Origin of the sequence: Streptomyces sp. SM10 (genome assembly GCF_002910915.1) — a bacterium.
Taxonomy (GTDB): Bacteria; Actinomycetota; Actinomycetes; order Streptomycetales; family Streptomycetaceae; genus Streptomyces.
The window spans coordinates 1-16,445 of sequence record NZ_NEUF01000134.1; the positions used below are offsets into that span (position 1 = coordinate 1).

Annotated in this window: 13 protein-coding genes and 1 pseudogene; 8 read left to right on the top strand and 6 right to left on the bottom strand. The window is 64.4% G+C overall.

The window, feature by feature from the left end:
* Nucleotides 1-35: 35 nt before the first annotated feature.
* Nucleotides 36-1,043: an IS3 family transposase gene (locus B9S57_RS21535; protein ID WP_103517196.1), complete on the bottom strand. Its 1,008-nt coding sequence runs from the start codon at nucleotides 1,041-1,043 to the stop codon at nucleotides 36-38.
* 17 nt (nucleotides 1,044-1,060) lie between these two features.
* Nucleotides 1,061-1,444, bottom strand: a complete 384-nt coding sequence (locus tag B9S57_RS21540; protein ID WP_103517197.1) for a transposase — start codon at nucleotides 1,442-1,444, stop codon at nucleotides 1,061-1,063.
* 302 nt (nucleotides 1,445-1,746) lie between these two features.
* On the opposite strand from B9S57_RS21540, the gene B9S57_RS21545 reads away from it, so the two are divergent.
* The 3 genes and pseudogenes from B9S57_RS21545 (at nucleotide 1,747) to B9S57_RS34560 (ending at nucleotide 3,599) form a co-directional block, all read left to right on the top strand.
* The gene (locus B9S57_RS21545) at nucleotides 1,747-2,964 is read left to right on the top strand and encodes an ISAs1 family transposase (RefSeq protein ID WP_103517208.1); all 1,218 of its coding nucleotides are present in this window, start codon (nucleotides 1,747-1,749) and stop codon (nucleotides 2,962-2,964) included.
* A 37-nt stretch (nucleotides 2,965-3,001) separates the two neighbouring features.
* Nucleotides 3,002-3,286 (top strand): annotated as a pseudogene (locus tag B9S57_RS21550) (IS30 family transposase); the annotation flags it as partial.
* Entirely contained in the window at nucleotides 3,267-3,599 is a 333-nt protein-coding gene (locus B9S57_RS34560) for an integrase core domain-containing protein (RefSeq protein ID WP_164493697.1), read from the top strand. The pseudogene B9S57_RS21550 and the gene B9S57_RS34560, both read left to right, overlap by 20 nt.
* Before the next feature lie 85 nt (nucleotides 3,600-3,684).
* Here the strand turns inward: B9S57_RS34560 and B9S57_RS21560 are convergent, their stop codons facing one another.
* From B9S57_RS21560 to B9S57_RS21570, 3 genes are all read right to left on the bottom strand, one after another.
* Nucleotides 3,685-4,341, bottom strand: coding sequence for an ABC transporter ATP-binding protein (locus B9S57_RS21560; RefSeq protein ID WP_103517210.1), 657 nt, complete (start codon nucleotides 4,339-4,341; stop codon nucleotides 3,685-3,687).
* A gap of 40 nt (nucleotides 4,342-4,381) precedes the next feature.
* Entirely contained in the window at nucleotides 4,382-6,364 is a 1,983-nt protein-coding gene (locus B9S57_RS34220) for a bacteriocin-associated integral membrane family protein (protein ID WP_146057781.1), read from the bottom strand.
* A 281-nt stretch (nucleotides 6,365-6,645) separates the two neighbouring features.
* Nucleotides 6,646-6,939, bottom strand: coding sequence for a lactococcin 972 family bacteriocin (locus tag B9S57_RS21570; protein WP_164493129.1), 294 nt, complete (start codon nucleotides 6,937-6,939; stop codon nucleotides 6,646-6,648).
* A gap of 462 nt (nucleotides 6,940-7,401) precedes the next feature.
* Between B9S57_RS21570 and B9S57_RS21575 the strand changes: the two genes are divergently transcribed.
* On the top strand, nucleotides 7,402-8,856 hold the full coding sequence (locus tag B9S57_RS21575; protein ID WP_103517237.1) for a glycosyltransferase family 39 protein: 1,455 nt from the start codon (nucleotides 7,402-7,404) through the stop codon (nucleotides 8,854-8,856).
* Between the two features lie 355 nt (nucleotides 8,857-9,211).
* Entirely contained in the window at nucleotides 9,212-10,024 is an 813-nt protein-coding gene (locus tag B9S57_RS21580) for a VCBS repeat-containing protein (protein ID WP_103517213.1), read from the top strand.
* Nucleotides 10,025-11,133: 1,109 nt separating this feature from the next.
* Here the strand turns inward: B9S57_RS21580 and B9S57_RS21585 are convergent.
* A complete protein-coding gene (locus tag B9S57_RS21585) occupies nucleotides 11,134-13,200 on the bottom strand; it encodes a PhoX family phosphatase (RefSeq protein ID WP_103517238.1) in 2,067 nt (688 codons plus the stop codon).
* A gap of 367 nt (nucleotides 13,201-13,567) precedes the next feature.
* Between B9S57_RS21585 and B9S57_RS21590 the strand changes: the two genes are divergently transcribed.
* From B9S57_RS21590 to pstA, 3 genes are read left to right on the top strand one after another with little or no spacing between them, the layout of a single operon-like run.
* Nucleotides 13,568-14,548, top strand: coding sequence for a PstS family phosphate ABC transporter substrate-binding protein (locus B9S57_RS21590; protein WP_258036498.1), 981 nt, complete (start codon nucleotides 13,568-13,570; stop codon nucleotides 14,546-14,548).
* Complete coding sequence (gene pstC, locus B9S57_RS21595) at nucleotides 14,545-15,495, top strand: phosphate ABC transporter permease subunit PstC (RefSeq protein WP_103517215.1); 951 nt, start codon at nucleotides 14,545-14,547, stop codon at nucleotides 15,493-15,495. The genes B9S57_RS21590 and pstC overlap by 4 nt, the downstream gene beginning before the upstream one ends.
* The gene (pstA, locus tag B9S57_RS21600; protein WP_103517216.1) at nucleotides 15,492-16,403 is read left to right on the top strand and encodes a phosphate ABC transporter permease PstA; all 912 of its coding nucleotides are present in this window, start codon (nucleotides 15,492-15,494) and stop codon (nucleotides 16,401-16,403) included. The genes pstC and pstA overlap by 4 nt, the downstream gene beginning before the upstream one ends.
* Nucleotides 16,404-16,445: the final 42 nt, after the last annotated feature.

Sequence of the window (16,445 nt, forward strand, 5' to 3'; positions counted from 1 at the left end):
CGGAATATTTCAAGTCCAGTGAGACGGTTGTGGCGCTATGAGGTTTGTGGTGCGGGTTCACGTCGCTTGGCCGGGTCGTTGATCCAGGCGGTCTGGGGTATTGCGGGTGGTCGGGGGCGGCGGCCGAAGCGTTCGGGGTGACGGGCGTAGGCCCCGGTGAGGGTGACGGCCCGCTGGTCGCGGACCTCCTCGGCGGTCCCGAAGTGCACGCTGGCCGGCGTGTGCCAGCCGATGCCCGAGTGCCGGTGCTCGTGGTTGTAGTACGCGATGAAGGCGTCGAACCACTCGCGGGCGTGGGTCAACGAATCGAACCGTTCGGGATAGTCCGACATGTACTTCGTGGTCTTGAACTGGGCCTCGCTGTAGGGGTTGTCGTTGGAGACCTTCGGCCGGGAGTGCGAGCGTGTCACCCCCAGATCGATCAGCATCTGGGAGACCTTCTTGGAGGTCATCGAGGTGCCGCGGTCCGCGTGCACGGTGTCGGGCACGATCCCGTTGCGGGCGATGGTCTCGCGGATCAGCTCCTCGGCCCGTTCGGCTGATTCGGCCCGTTCAACGGTGTGGCCGACGATGTAGCGGCTGAAGATGTCGATGATGACGTAGGCGTGATACCAAACGCCCTTGGCCGGTCCGGCCGCCTTGGTGATGTCCCAGGTGAACACCTGCGACGGGGCGGTGGCCACCAGCTCGGGCACCGCCCTGGCGGGGTGGGTGGCCTGCCGCCGGCGTTCGCCGGACTGGCCCTGCTCGCGCAGGATCCGATACATCGTCGAGACCGAGCAGTGGTAGCGCCCGGCGTCCAGCTCGCGGGCCCAGATCTGGGCGGGCGCCAGTTCGGCGTACTCGTCGCTGTTCATCAACTCCAGTACCGCAGAGCGCTCTTCGGCCGTCAGCGCCGAGGGTTGCACTTGCGGTTTCCTGGGTTTCCGCTGCGGCGGGGGCCGCAGCCTGCGGTAGTGAGTGGCCCGCGACCGGCCGGTCAGCCGGCAGGCGGCGGTAATGCCCAGCTGGTTCTCGACACCCGTGAACGCGGTGTCCACCACCGGGTCGACGACGTGTCTCAGTCCGCGCTCTCGGAGATCATTTCCAAGAGCGCAGAAGCTTTTCCCATCACCTCGAGCGCGGCCTTATTCCGGGCCAGGTCCTTCTCGAGCCGTGCCACCTGCTGCCGCAGCTTCTCGTTCTCCACCTCCGCGGCGGACTTCTTCGCGCGGGCCGGGCTGGTCCGGCGGTCGACCAGGTTTTCCAGGGCCCCTGCATCCCGGGCGGCCCGCCACTCCTTGACATGCGAGTGGTAAAGCCGTTCCCGGCGCAGGACCGCACCCTTCTCGTTCCTGGGCGCCGCGTCGTACTCGGCGACGATCCGCAGCTTGTACTCCGAGGTGAAACTGCGGCGCTTCGGCCTCGGCGCCGGGTCGGACCCGGCCGTTTCGGTGCTGGTCATAAGGGGCGATTCTCCTGTCGTGCCTTCTCAGGCTAACCCGACAGAGCGGGATGTCTCACCCAAGGCTGGCAGAGAGGGGAGTGCTTCTACTTCGACCCCTGCGAGCTCGATGAGGATGATTGGACCGAGGGCTTCGTTCGAGTTCGGCCGGGCGAGTAGGTCCGTGGACAGAGCCTTGATGGGCTGCCGTTCCGTGGTCACGTAAGCCTCGGGGCGTCGGTGTTTTCGGATGCCGCCTACTTCCTGACGGGTGACCAGATTGGGCGGGGTCGGGTGCAGAACAGGCACGGACGCCCGTAATCATGGAGTTCTCTACGCTCTGTGATCCTGGGAAGTCCGTGCCTGCCGACGTATCATCTCTGATCCCCCCTGCCCTGGATCAACTCGGCCCCCGTCCGGGAGCCACCCCCAGGGAGATCCCCGACCTGCTGGAGTGCCTCGCGCAGGTCCCCGACCCGCGTGATCCCCGCGGAGTGCGGCATCCGCTCGTCGCGGTGCTGGCCTTGACCGCCTGCGCGCTCCTCGCCGGTGCGAGGTCGCTGCTGGCGGTGAGTGAATGGGTGGCCGATGCCCCCGAAGAACTCCTCGAGCGGTTCGGTATCCGTGTCGACCCGCTCTTCCCGAAACGCTCCTGGCCTGCGGAAACAACAATCCGCAGAGTCCTGGCCCGGATCGACGCAAACGCCCTGGACCGGGCGGTCGGGATCTGGCTTGCCGGCCGGCGGCAGAACGCGGGCGGGTTGCAGGCACTGGCCGTCGACGGGAAGTCGCTGCGGGGGGCCGCTCGCGCCAAGGGCCGGAGAATCCACCTCCTGGCCGCCTGCGACCACGTCGGCGGGCTGGTCCTCGCACAGATGGACGTCCGTGAGAAGACCAACGAGATCACTCGATTCCGGCCTCTGCTGGACACGCTGCCTGACCTGTCCGGCACCGTCGTGACCAGCGATGCCCTGCACACTCAAGTCGACCACGCCACCTATCTGCGTGGGCGGGACGCCCATTACATCGTGATCGTGAAGCGCAACACGAAGAAACTCCGCACGCAGCTCAAGTCCCTTCCCTGGAAACAGATTCCGCTCCAGGACCGCACCCGCACGATCGGGCACGGACGCTGTGAAATCCGCAGGCTGAAGGTCTGCACGGTCAACAACCTGCTCTTCCCCGGCGCCCGCCAGGCTGTCCAGATCGTCCGCCGCCGCGTGAATCGCACGACTGGGAAGATCAGCCTCAAGACCGTCTACGCGGTCACCAGCCTCGCCGCGGAACAGGCCCCGCCCGTCCGGCTCGCCCAACTGATTCGCGGGCACTGGACGGTCGAGGCCCTGCACCACGTCAGGGACGTCACCTTCGCCGAGGACGCCTCCCAGCTGCGGACCGGGAACGCGCCCCAGGCGATGGCGACCTACAGAAACCTCGCGATCGGAGCCCTCCGCCTCGCCGGCGTCCGCAACATCGCCGCCGGCATCCGCCGGACAGCCAGGGACCATACCCGCACCCTCGCCCATCTCGGCCTCACGTGATCAAAAAGGACGAAGTCCGACTACGCCGAAGCCTTGGCTCTCCGGCCACGCCCAGTTCGCCATGGAGAGCGGGACACGGGTGTTCTTCGCTGACCCGCATTCACCCTGGCAGCGACCGACGAATGAGAACACGAACGGGCTTCTGCGGCAGTACTTCCCGAAAGGCACAGACCTCTCGCGGTGGTCCGCCGAAGACCTCGAAGCCGTCGCATACGCACTCAATAATCGGCCCCGCAAGACCCTCGGCTGGAAGACCCCAGCCGAAGTATTCGAAGAGCAGCTACGCTCGCTGCAACAGCACGGTGTTGCAACGACCGGTTGAACTCGCCCAATATACGAGTTTCCGGCTCGCCGAGCACCTGGACGCCGCCGGCATCGCGGCCTCGATCGGCTCGGTCGGCGACGCCTACGACAACGCCCTCATGGAGAGCACGATCGGCCTGTTCAAGACCGAGCTGATCAAGCCCCGACGTCCATGGAAGACGCTTTCCCAGGTCGAAGTCGCCACCGCCGAGTGGATCGACTGGTACTGCCACCGCCGACTCCACGGTGAAATAGGGCACATCCCACCAGTCGAATACGAGATTAACCACTACCGCGAAATCACGAAACCCCAGGTCACAACCACAAGCTGAAGTCTCTACCGAACCCGGAACGGTTCAGACAGCCGTGCGCCCAAAGCTTGGCTGTAGTCGGTGTCCGCGGGAGGGGCTGACGGGTCTATAGCGAACCCACGAGAGATGAGTCGTGTACCGCGAACACCGCATCACATCGGCTACGGACGCTGTCGTCGTGGGTCGCGATGACCACTGAGCATCCGGACTTACTCATGCCCTCAAGGATGTCGATGACCATCGTGCTGTTGGCATCGTCGAGAGCGCCGGTCGGCTCGTCTGCGAGAACGACGGTTGGCTGCTGAATCATGAGGCGGGCCAGAGCCACGCGCTGCTGTTCTCCTCCGCTGAGGTGGGAGATCTTCTCTTCTTCCCGCCCGGTCAGACCGACGCGGTCTAGTACTTCAGCTAGGGACGTGTTGGCAGGGCGCTGCGACGAACGCCGCAGTTTGGTGACTACTTCCAGGTTCTCTTGCACTGTCGCGGTCTCGATCAGGGCATAGTGCTGGAACAGGTAGCCGAGGGTATCGCGGCGGTATCGGCGGATATCACGCCGACCGAATCGGGTAATATCTTTCCCTTCGTAACAGATTTCCCCCTTGTCCGGTCGCTCGAGCAGCCCTAGACAGTTAAGGAGAGTTGACTTACCCGATCCACTTGGGCCGATGAGGGCCAGCATTTCACCGCCGTTAACGGTGAAGCTGATGTCGCTCCACACGGTGCGGGCTCCGAATGATTTCGATAGATTCTTTATATCGATCACGACGCACTCCGACTAGTGAGGAATTCCGTAACGAAAGGCATCATCCCTCGGTCGCGCCTTCTTTAATTATGCGGCGGTGAAAGAAGGCGAGGGCGAGAAGCACGGCTGCCAGTTCGAAGACGACGAGGCCGGTGATGACGCTGGTATCTAATGCAGTGATGTGAACGGCCTCGAAGGGGGCAGGCGCACCGGCCGCGGCAAGGTCGCGCAATTCTCTGTTCTGCTGCCAATTTTCGAAAGGCACTCTACTGGCAAAGATTATCGCGATTGCCACCTCTACAGCGAGTATGAAGCGGTGGGTAGCACTATACCTCCAACCACTGATGTGTCGCACGAAAATATTTTGGGCGTTCTTCCGCGAGTAAATAATGCACACACCTGCACCTGCGACAAGCAGCACTATCATGGCGATGATGAGGTTGAATGTGTGCAGTCGGAATTTATTCGACGCTTCCCTGAGGTCCAGTGCAGCTTTTTGTCCGACCGGGCTAACGGAGCTCACATAGTTTCGCAGGGATTGGGACCTGATGCCATTCAACGCGTCGTTGGGGTCAGGAAATACTACGCCCCCCTGAGTAGCGAATGTAGCGTATGCATCGTTCGTAAGGAATGATCCATTGGGGACTACGATAAGGACCGGGTCGTCCACCAATGATCTGTCTTCGTCCGCGCTGTGTGCCGCGCTGTAAACGTTGGTACCGGTGTTGTATCCGAAGACACGTTGCCCTGTTTTGCTGGTGAGTGTTTCGAGCGGGATGTTCCGACTGAGATGCGGGTCAATTATCCGAGAGGCCGCTTGTGTGATGTCGGGCGTGTGCGAGGTCAGAGACTCAGGAACGATAACCCGGACCTGGCTCGACTTGCTATTACCATTTCCGGACGTGGCAGAATAACGTCGACCATTTATGCCGATAACTGGCTGTTCACCAAGATAGGTGTCGTTGACGATAAGAATCTCACCGGCCGGCAGATGCGCTTCGGGAACGGACAGTTGCAGGTCTCTACGTCCGGAAACAATGACCTCACCGCGCTGGTCGGCCTGACGTAGCCACGGCCCCACGTGCTTGTCCAATTCGTCAAGTTGCATTGCAAAGGCGCCATTGAGGCGAATTGAGACTGCATCGCCGACAGTGTCATAGACCTCTCGGTTCTCCTGCCGCGTGAGAACATCCCTGGCCGCGAAGCTGACATGGCCTGCGATGCTCAGGGCGAGTAGCAGAGCGGGAATACGCACCAGGTAGACGCTGATGGATGCCGCCCGTGATGGCAGTTCGCCCTTGAGGGCAGGCAGCACGTCGACCTTGTACGTCAAGGCGAGCACGGCCGCATGTGTGGCGAGCACCAGGGCGCTGAGCAGGACGGCGATCACAACAGCTACCGACGTGAACAGTCCCAGCCAGGCGAAACCGTTGTAGAGGCCTAGGAAGCCCAGCGTGGTAGTCGCCACAACGCCAGCTGCTATTAGCCAGGACACCCTCAACTGTCGCAGGTCATGGAGAAGGATGCCGGTGAAGGACATGCCCTGCATTCGAAGGACTGCGTAGGTCTTCACATTGAGCAGCACGCTCGCGCCGGTCATCGTCAGTGCAGCGAGGGCAACTACTCCGAGGGCGCGAAACAGGGGGTCGTCCGTGTACGTTTTGGACAACTCTTCGTATGACAGAGGGTGTATGACGCTTGCGACCATGCCGCGGTCACTCAAACCGGCTACCAGAGCATCGGCTGCCTCGGAAGACCCGAACACGTAGTACGAGCCTCGCGGATCCTGATGCCCGATCTCTGATAGTGGATGCACACGTGTGTCATATTTCTCACTGAAGGCCGGATAGCCCTTACTTAGCCATGATGCTGTCACGGTGCCGGCGTCGCCCGTCGCCAAGTACAGATGCCGACGCCCGTCAGGGTTCTTCAGATCCGGCACTTCGCGACCCACCGCGACCCCGTGCTCGGTCGCGAATGACTCGACGAGTCGAACGGCTTGAGCAGCACTCACCGAATCGTCCGAGTCGAGCACGGTGACCAAAGCCGAGTTCCCTAGAACCGTGCTCTCATCCAGCCCCCGCAGAAACAGAAAACTCAGTACTACGGAGAAGGCCAATATGGCGGCGTGGACGAATCTTATACCTCGGTGCAGCATCGGTTATTACCTAGGTTGAGGGTGCTCGGAGAGCACGCATCCGAATAGGCTCAGCTGAAAAAACAGCTGTGAGGGCGAGAGGTACTCGCCCTCACAGCTAAATTGAGTTAGGCATGTTGGAGCGGCGCCACTCGCACGTGCCCTAACTCAGTATTCGACCGGACGAACTAGCAGCTCGGGTCGTAGTAGTAGTTGATGCTGCCACCGTTCTTGGACCCGGAGGCCAGGGACCACGAACCCGGCGACGTGCAGCCGCTCCTGGAAAGCTGGCCGCCGATCGACACCGAAGAAGCGTGGTAGTTCGAGGCGTGCTTGTAGTTCGACCACGCCGTGTTGGCGCCCTGGTCGTAGCTCCAGGTGCCCCCACCGACATTGACGGTGGTCGCCAGCGCGGGAGTGGCCGCGGCGAGGACGAGACCCACTGTCGCAATGGCTGCCTTAGCCCCGGTGCGCTTGTTCATGAATGTTCCCCTTTTCATCATGACCTTGTTCGCGGACAAACAAGATCTTGCTACGGAGAGCGGTCCAGCCTCAACCCTGAGTGCATGTGACGAAAGTAACTTTATAATACATACAACTACGCTCGCGCCGACTGGCGTTGAGGGTATGGGGTGACCTCACCGGAGGGTCGAAGGACATTTTCAGCTAATGAAGATGCACGTTCAAGCCAACGCTGGCTATTTAGCAACCTAAGCACTGGAATGGTCTCAGCCATAGGGCATGATTCCGGCCAGAAAGAAGGAATCAGTGGCCACTGCGATGGCATCCTGAAGCGCGCTGGATTTCATCGGGCCGCGCATCGCGGGGACTAGCTGCATCATCCGTCCGTCGCTTTGGGACGCCCCGCCGCCACAGAAGCCCTCGCTCCCGTCCAGGACCGCATGCCGCCCGCCGCACCGCTACCCGAGGGTCTGAAAACGCTGATGAACTCCCCAACGACCCCCGCGCGTCACCGCGTTCTCGTCTGCCTGCTCCCGATGGTGTGGACACTGGCTCTCGGCCTTTGGGGACTGTCCCGGCAGGACAGCGTGTGGCGGGACGAAGCGGCCACCTGGCAGGTGGCCCAACGCTCCACGGCCGAGATATGGAGCATGCTGGGGAACGTCGATGTCGTACATGGCTGCTATTACCTCTTCATGCACGGATTGTTCGAATATTTCGGCCCCAGCACCACCACACTGCGGTTGCCTTCGGTGCTGGCCACAGCAGTGGCGGCTGCCTGCGTGGCAGCCATCGGACACCGGCTAGCCGGACTTTCCGTGGGCCTGGCGGGGGGACTGGCGTTCGGGCTCCTCCCCGCCGTGCAGTTCTATCTCCAGGAGGGCCGCCCGTACGCGCTGGTCGCGGCCGGAGCCGGAATCTCGACCCTGCTGCTCGTGACCGCGCTGCAGGGGCGCACTCAGATGCCGCACTGGTTCGCCTACGGTGGGACGGTCCTGGCGTGCGGGCTGCTGAACTGGCTCTCGCTGATGATCCTGCCGGCGCACTTGCTCACGCTGCTCTGGACGCGACCCACGCTCCGCATATCCGTACGCTGGGCAGCCGCTTCCGCGGCCGCGACGGCGTGTGTACTGCCCCTGATGCTCTTCAGTCACAGCCAGTCCGTACAGGTCTCATGGATCCCGCCATTGACCTGGCACATGCTGATCGGACCGACGGTCCTTCTGCTGATCGGCGGCATCGGAGCCGCACTGGATCGGCCCAGGGCGGGCCACCTGTCGGTTGCGGCCGTCGGACTCCCCCTGCTGGCCGTACCACAACTCGGCCTGGCCGGCCTCTCCCTGATTCAGCCACTGTTCTTGGACCGGTACATACTCTTCAGCCTGCTGGGACTGGCGCTGCTGATCGGTTCGATCATCGGCTCGGCCGTACAAGCAGCCGCCCCCAGGTTCCCGAGGGCATCGAGGTGGATTCTCCCCGCAGTGGTCGCCCTCGCGGTGATGGCGCTGCTGCCGCAGGCGCTGGCAAAACGCTCGCCGGCAAGCCGGGTGGACGACGTCCTGGCGGCGGCGTCAGAAGTACGGCTGATGAACGAACCTGGAAGTGCAGTGCTCTTCATCCCGTCGGCCCGGCGGGACACCAAATCCGTCTCACCCAGCGCCTTTGCCGGCCTGCGGGACATCGCTCTGGCACAGAGCCCGGAGGAATCCGGAACACTCAAGGGTGTGGAAGTAGACCCGGACCAGATTCGCGCCGCAATGCTTGCCCAGCACAGAATCGTGCTGGTAACAGACGCATCTCAAGTGGCAAAACCGGTGACAGCCAAGCGGGACAAACTCAAGACCTCCGTGCTGACGACGTACTTCACGGTAGTAGCCGACGAGCAGGTCCGCGGCAGGCGGGTAACGGCCTACGAGCGACGCGCAGCACCTCACTGACCCCAACAGCGCAGCAGCTCATGCCCGGCCCCGGTATGGGAGACAGGAGCCGGTCCTGACCGCTTGGTGGTCGAGACCGAGGCCTGCGTCTGAAATGGCGTATGCGCCTCCCAGATGCCAGCGTGTAAACGGCCGTCCCCTGTGGTGACAGCAGGCGGCTGCCCCGTCCTGTCGGCAGCTTCGGTCCGACCACCCGCCTCACCGCTGATCTCTGGCTCGCTGGCCAATGGGCCACCACAACCGACACCGTCGGGCGATTTTGAGACTGCCCGCGCCCCGCAAGAAGCGATCCGGCTCCCGGTCTCTCTGACGCGAAAGCCCCGGCTGGTCGGGGAGCCAGCCGGGGCAGCTATGAGTGTGGGTCCGGAGAGCGGTCGGCGTCCCCGGCGCGAAGATCAGCCACCGCGGCGACTGGACCCACGATGGCTACGAAGACCTCATCACGCTGCGCAGCGAATCCGCCACCAGCCGCCTGTGGATGCATCCGAACACCGGCACCGGCTACGCCCGTGCCGACTGCGTCACCGGCGAGCAGGCCCAGGAACTGGGCGTCTACGACCCCGCCAACAACCACTGGTCCACCGGCGCCAAGCAGATCCTCGCGGTCGGCGACGTCGGCGGCGGAACCGACACGGACACCGACGGCGACGGCGACGGCACCGAAGACGTTCCCGGCTACCCGGACATCATCGTCAACGACGGTGAATACATCTGGCGCTACTACGGCAACCGCGATCTGCGCCTCGGCAGCGACCGCGACCCCGTCCTCCTTGCCGGCCCCGACGATCCCATCGCCTCAGGCGACTCCAAGGTCAACGAGGTGACGCTCGCGGCCCCCGGCGACTTCAACGGCGACGGACAGGCCGATCTCGTCGTCCGCCACGACCGCCCAGATGTCGGCGGGCTTTACGTCTTCCACAGGCATGAGGACGACTACGGCTACGACATCAGCGTCAGCGACCGTTCCGAGATCGGAGCCAACTGGAGCACAAGCACCGTGCCCCAGTTCACCGCCGCACCCGACGCCCAGAACAACGGCAAGTTCGACCTCTGGGCCACCACACCCAACTCCGGACGCCTCCGCTTCTTCGCCGACTACACCACAGCCGGACACACCGCAGTACTTATCGCATCCGAAGAACTGGCCGGCTACCAAGCCATCAGCTGAACCAGTCCCGACACCCGTGGCCTCGGCGCTCTGCCGGGGCCACGCTCCGTTTGGGCAGACCCGACGGGTCCCGACAAACGCCAGTACCTCCCCGGCGAAGATGCCCTCTTCGCCACCAGGAGAACAACGGGGCCAGAAAGGTGGATCACCAGGACATCTCGCCGCCCAGATGGCAGCCGTGGGACCGCGCCACTCCGCTCCCTCGGGCAAGCGCCGCAAAAGGCCAGGTCAGAGGCATCTGAAGTGATCTGACACGCTGCGACAGCGGGTCAGTACCGCACCGTACCCGGTTAGTACCGCACGGAAAACAGCCGTGAAATTCACGTTTCCGCAGGTCAGAACGTTTCCGCAGGGTCAAACTGGTGGGGCGGGTGGGACTCGAACCCATCCAAGTGACGCCTCTCACCTGCAACGATGCCAGAACAACGGACAAAGCACCCCGTTTCCGTCCGCCTGGATCCCGCTCGATCCGACTGCAACGGGAACCGTGCGGCGTTCGCCGCACCACCGCTTCACGAGCGTTCCCCTCTAGGAAGCGCCGGCAGCTGCGCGCCGCTCGCAGTCAGCGACCTCCCGCGATCTTAGGCATGTTGACCCATCGCCCCAAACAGCGATCCAATTACTCTCCGTAATGATGGCGCGCAGCTTTGACTACTCGGCAGGCGGCGCAAAGTACGCCTTGATCCCAGCCTCTGCGGGAGGCGGGTGGCCGGGTGCGACGTGCGAAGGGGCGTTCGGCGCTTCGCACGTCGGGCCGGAGTCCCGCGTTGCCCGCTGTCGAACCCACTGCGCGAAGCGGGCAGAGACGCGGCCCGTGCCGCCCGGTGTCTGAGCGCCAAGGCGAGAGCGGATCGGGCGTTACCACCGCACCTGTCGCAACGTCCCGCTCCCATCGAGCGTCACAGCACCCTCCCCTCCTCGTGTAGCCGGCCATCTCGGCTCTCACGGGCAATCGGCGGCGAGCACCGCCGTGCTGCCGCCGATCATCACCGCGTTCACACCGTCCGTCACGTGGCCGTCGTCAGCCCGAGGTCGGCTGGTGGCACACTCTCCGCAGAGTGCTGTGGTGCACTTCGGCCGACCCTAAATGTCCCAGGCAGACAGCTGTCTCAGCTGCGACGCCTGTCGGCCCACACAGTGACGACCGACGGACGCGGGATGGATCCCGGCCCGTCGGGCCAGACCGACGCGGGCTTCTCTGCCGTGGCGCCGTCGGCTTCACCGGGGTGCTGGGCAGCGATGAGGATGCGGTCCTCGGTGATGATCGGGCCGCAGGTCTCCGCCGCCTTGGGGACGGTGAGGAACTGCTTGACGAGTCCGCGGTGCGGTCCCTTGACGGGGACGACGAACAGGCCGTCGTTGGAGCCGAGCGCATTGCCGTCGGTGGCGAGCCACAGGTTGCCGTGTTCGTCGAAGGCGATGTTGTCCGGGCAGGAGATGGGGCTGACCTCGAACTTGTCGTAACCAGCGAAGTACGTCGACGGGTCGGCCGGGTCGCCGCAGACCAGCATGAGCCGCCAGCGGAACGATGTCGCTCCCGCGTCGGAATGGCGCTCGTCCAGTTCCAGAATGTGGCCGTGCTTGTTTCCGGAGCGGGGGTTGGCCTCGTCGGGGCCGGCCTTGCCTGCCTTGCCGCGGTCGGAGTTGTTGGTGAGCGCGACGTAGAGCCTGCCAGTGTGCGGGTGCGGTTCTACATCCTCCGGACGGTCCATCTTGGTGGCGCCCGCCTTGTCTGCGGCGAGGCGGGTGAAGATGTAGACCTCTTCGGCTGTCATGCCGGGAACGAAGGAGCGGCTGCCGCTGGCGAGCGGGATCCACGTTCCGCCGCCGTCGAAGGCTCCGTCTTCGGGGAGTTTGCCAGTGCCGTCGATCTCGGCCGCCGATGAGTCGCCTGTGAACTTGGCGACGTAAAGCGTCCCCTCGTCGAGGAGGCCCATGTTGTGTTCACGCGCCGAGCGGCTGGTGCCCTTCTTGACCCGGTCCGTCGAGACGTACTTGTAGAGGTAGTCGAAGCGCTCGTCGTCGCCCATATAGAGGGCCACGCGGCCGTCGTCGGTCAAGCGGGGTTCGGCGGCCTCGTGCTTGAAGCGGCCCAGTGCCGTGCGCTTGCGCGGGGTGGACTGCGGATCGTACGGGTCGACCTCGATGATCCAGCCATGCCGGTTGGGCTCGTTGGGCTCCCTGGCGATGTCGAAGCGGGAGTCGAAGCGCTCCCATTTGCGCTGGCTCGTACCGGTCGGCAGGCCGTAGCGGGCGAGGCGCTGCTTGGCCAAGGGTTCGGTGACGGCGCCGGCGTTGGCGAAGTACTGGTTGAAGTTCTCCTCGCCGGACAGGACGGTGCCCCAGGGGGTGACGCCACCGCCGCAGTTGTTCAGGGTGCCCAGAACGGTGCGCCCGGTCGGGTCGGCGCTGGTCTTGAGCAGGTCACTGCCTGCGGCCGGCCCGGTGAGCCGGAAGGGGGTGGTGGCGGTGATGCGTCGGTTGAGACTGTCGCCGGTCACCGGCCACAGCCGTCCTGAATCGTGGTCGCCGTGGACCACGACGACGCTCAGTCCGTGGGCGGCCCAGGCGGTCTCGACCTGCTCGCGCGTGGGATTGGCGGGGTCGTAGTCGAAGAACATGATCTCTTCGTTGGTGTACTCGTGGTTGACGACCAGCAGGTGATGCCTGTGCCGGTGCGGCAGGTCCAGGAGCGCCATGTAGTCGCAGTTGTAGCCGAACTGGCGAGCCTGGCTCCTCACGCTCTGCCGGTGGGCGTCGAAGCGCGGGGCACCAGGGAGGATCGGGTCGCCCCAGCGGATGACGACCTGTTGCGCGTATCCGGGTGGCACGGTGACGGCGTCTGCGGTGTTCGGCGGAACCGATTCGAAGCGCAGGCCCCGAGGGAGGTGTTCGCGGCCGGGGCGCGGCGTGGCCGCCGCCGCCGAGGTAAGGGATGCCGCACCGGCAGCCGTGCCCAGGGCGAGGACCGCACTGCTTTTGAGGACGCCCCGGCGGGAGAGGGCCTGGCGGGCGATGTCACCGAAGTAGGTGTTGAGAGACCGGTTGGGTTCGTCGTGCGAGCAAGCGTCTCCGCACCGGTAGCGGCACGTCAACGCGGAGCGGGCGGTGTTGTGCGAGGGAAGCAGGGGAAGCTGCCCTGATCTTGCAGTGCTGTCGCCGGGCTGATCAAGCACGTTGTCCTCCACGTGGGGCAGGTACAGGCGGGAAATGATCACCCAATAGATAGGCGCTCATCGATTCACGACGGTAGACGCGCCCACCCTGGAGCCAAACGGCCAACTGGTGAACAGAGCCCCAACAGTGGCCACGCGGGAGTAACGCCCATCGTGAGCCGTGGGGTTGCAGCCGAGTTCGGCCCACCACGCTTCATCATGATCCATCTATATAGATGACTGACTATCATTCATCGCCGTGGACCCTTCCGTACACCGTCCATTCATATAGACGCGCTTCGATCTAAGTGTCCGACCGGCGCACACCGCGCCCCTCATCCGTATCGCCCCGCCGGACTTGCCGGCAGACACGAGGATCGAGAGTCACGTGAACATTCCCACTTCGTTGCGCCGGGTCAGGGTTCCGCTGGCATTGACCGCGGCTGTGATGCTTGCCGCGAGCGCGTGCGGCGGCGCCGAGGCAGGATCCTCAGGCAGTGGTGACGGGGACAAGCTGGCCGGCACCATCAAGGTGGACGGCTCCAGCACGGTGGCCCCGCTCTCCACGGTGGCGGCGCAGCTGTTCCAGTCCGAGAACTCGGGCGTCAAGGTCACGGTCGGCACTTCCGGCACCGGCGGCGGCTTCGAGAAGTTCTGCGCCGGGGAGACCGACATCTCCAACGCCTCGCGTCCGATCAAGGACGAGGAGAAGGCGGCCTGCGAGAAGAAGGGCGTCAAGTTCGAGGAGTTCTCGGTCGCCAACGACGGCCTGTCGGTTGTGGTGAGCAAGGACAACGACTTCGCGGACTGCCTGACCGTCGAGCAGCTGAAGAAGATCTGGGAGCCGGGCTCCAAGGTGAACAACTGGAATCAGGTCGACCCGAAGTTCCCGAACCAGAAGCTGGAACTGTTCGGCGCCGGCACCGACTCGGGCACCTTCGACTACTTCACCGACGCCATCAACGGTGAGGAAGGGGCCTCCCGTACGGACTACAGCCCGAGCGAGGACGACAACGTCACCGTTCAGGGCGTGTCCGGCTCCAAGGGCGGCATGGGCTACTTCGGCCTGTCCTACTTCGAGGAGAACAAGGACAAGCTCAAGGCTCTGAAGATCGACGGCGGCGACGGCTGCGTGGCACCGGAGATCAAGACCGTGCAGGACGGCAGCTACAAGCCGCTCTCCAGGCCGCTGTTCATCTACCCCAAGGCCAGCTCGCTGGACAAGAAGGAGGTGGAGGCGTTCGTCGAGTACTACGTCGAGAACAACGCCACCATCGCCGAGAAGTCCCAGTTCGTACCGCTGAACGCGGAGCAGGAGACCGAGCTGAAGAAGGACCTCGAAACACTGCGGGAGCAGCACAAGTCATGAGCTCCTCCTCCCTCGGGCGGAAGGCCGCTTCAGGAGGCCCCGGCTTCCTGAAGCGGTCCCAGCCGCGCTACGGCGAGAAGGCCATCAAAGTCCTACTGGTGGCCGCCTCCCTGGTCTCGGTGCTGACAACGATCGGCATCGTCATCGCCCTGATCCCGCCGGCCATCACCTTCTTCGGGAAGGTCGACTTCGGGTCCTTCATCACCGGAACGAACTGGGCGCCGCTGTTCAAGCCGTCCTCCTTCGGCGTGATTCCGCTGGTCACCGGCACGCTCATGGTCACGTTCATCGCGCTGCTGGTCTCCGTACCACTGGGCCTGGGCGCGGCCATCTACCTGAGCGAGTACGCCAACGCCCGGGTGCGGAAGATCTTCAAGCCGATGCTTGAGGTCCTCGCGGGCATCCCCACCGTCGTCTACGGCTTCTTCGCGCTCAAGGCAATCACTCCCCTGCTCCAGGACATCTGGCCCGGCGACGAGGGGCCGCAGGTCTTCAACGCTCTGGCGGCCGGCTTCGTGATGGGCATCATGATCATCCCGACGATCGCGTCGCTCGCCGAGGACTCCATGAGCGCCGTGCCCCGCGCACTGCGCGACGGGGCGTTCGCCCTCGGGTCGTCCCGGATGCAGGTCTCCACCCGGGTCGTGGTCCCCGCCGCTCTCTCGGGCATCGTGGCTGCCGTCGTTCTGGGCATCTCCCGCGCGCTCGGCGAGACGATGATCGTCGCCGTCGCTGCGGGCGGCCGTCCCAACCTGTCCTTCGACCCGCTCGAAGGCATGCAGACCATGACCGCGTTCATCGCCGCCGCCGGCATCGGAGACCTGCCCACCGGATCCATCGGCTACCAGACCATCTTCGCGGTCGGCTCCCTGCTGTTCGTGATGACGCTGGCGATGAACCTGTTCAGCATCCGTCTCGTGCGCAAGTACCGCGAGGTCTACGAATGAGCTCTCCCGTCATCGATCGCATCGCCGCCACCGGCACGCCCGGTGCGCCCCGCCTCAAGGGCCGCTCCACCCCTTGGCGGGAAAGGTTCTTCCACCTCAGCCTCTGGGCCTCGCTGGCGGTTGCCGTCGTCTTCCTGGCTTCCCTGCTCGCCTATGTGATCACCGAGGGCTGGCCGCGTCTGGACCCGAGGGTCTGGACGAACTTCCCCGACATCATCGATCCCGGCCAGGCGGGCGCCCAGTCGGCGATCATGGGCACGATCTGGGTGATCGCGTTCACCGCCCTGTACTGCCTGCCGACGGGCATCCTCACGGCGATCTACCTGGAGGAGTACGCCGACCCGAACCGGTGGTGGAACCGGGCAATCGAGATCAACATCCAGAACCTCGCCGCCGTTCCGTCCATCGTCTACGGCATCCTGGGACTCGGCGTGATTTCTCGCGGACTCGGCTTCGGACAGACCGTGCTGACGGCCTCTCTCACCCTCTCGCTCCTGGTGCTTCCAGTGGTGATCATCTCCTCGCGGGAGGCGATCCGGGCGGTTCCACAGTCCATCCGTCAGGCATCCCTGGCGCTGGGCGCGACCCAATGGCAGACCGTGCGCCGCCAGGTCCTTCCCGCAGCCGTCCCCGGCATGGCCACCGGCTCGATCCTGGCGCTGTCCCGCGCCATCGGCGAGGCAGCGCCGCTGCTGCTGCTGGGCGGACTGACGTTCATCACGTTCAACCCGACGGGTGCGCAGAGCGCCTTCACCGTGCTGCCGATCCAGATCTTCAACTGGATCAGCCAGTCCCGGTCCGAGTTCACCGCCCTCGCCTCCGCCGCCATCGTGGTCCTGCTGGTGATCCTGCTGGCGATGAACTCCGTGGCGATCTGGCTCCGCAACCGCTACTCCCGCCGCTGGTGACCGCCAAATGCAGCCCGCAACCCCTAGCCTCAGCACTTCAGT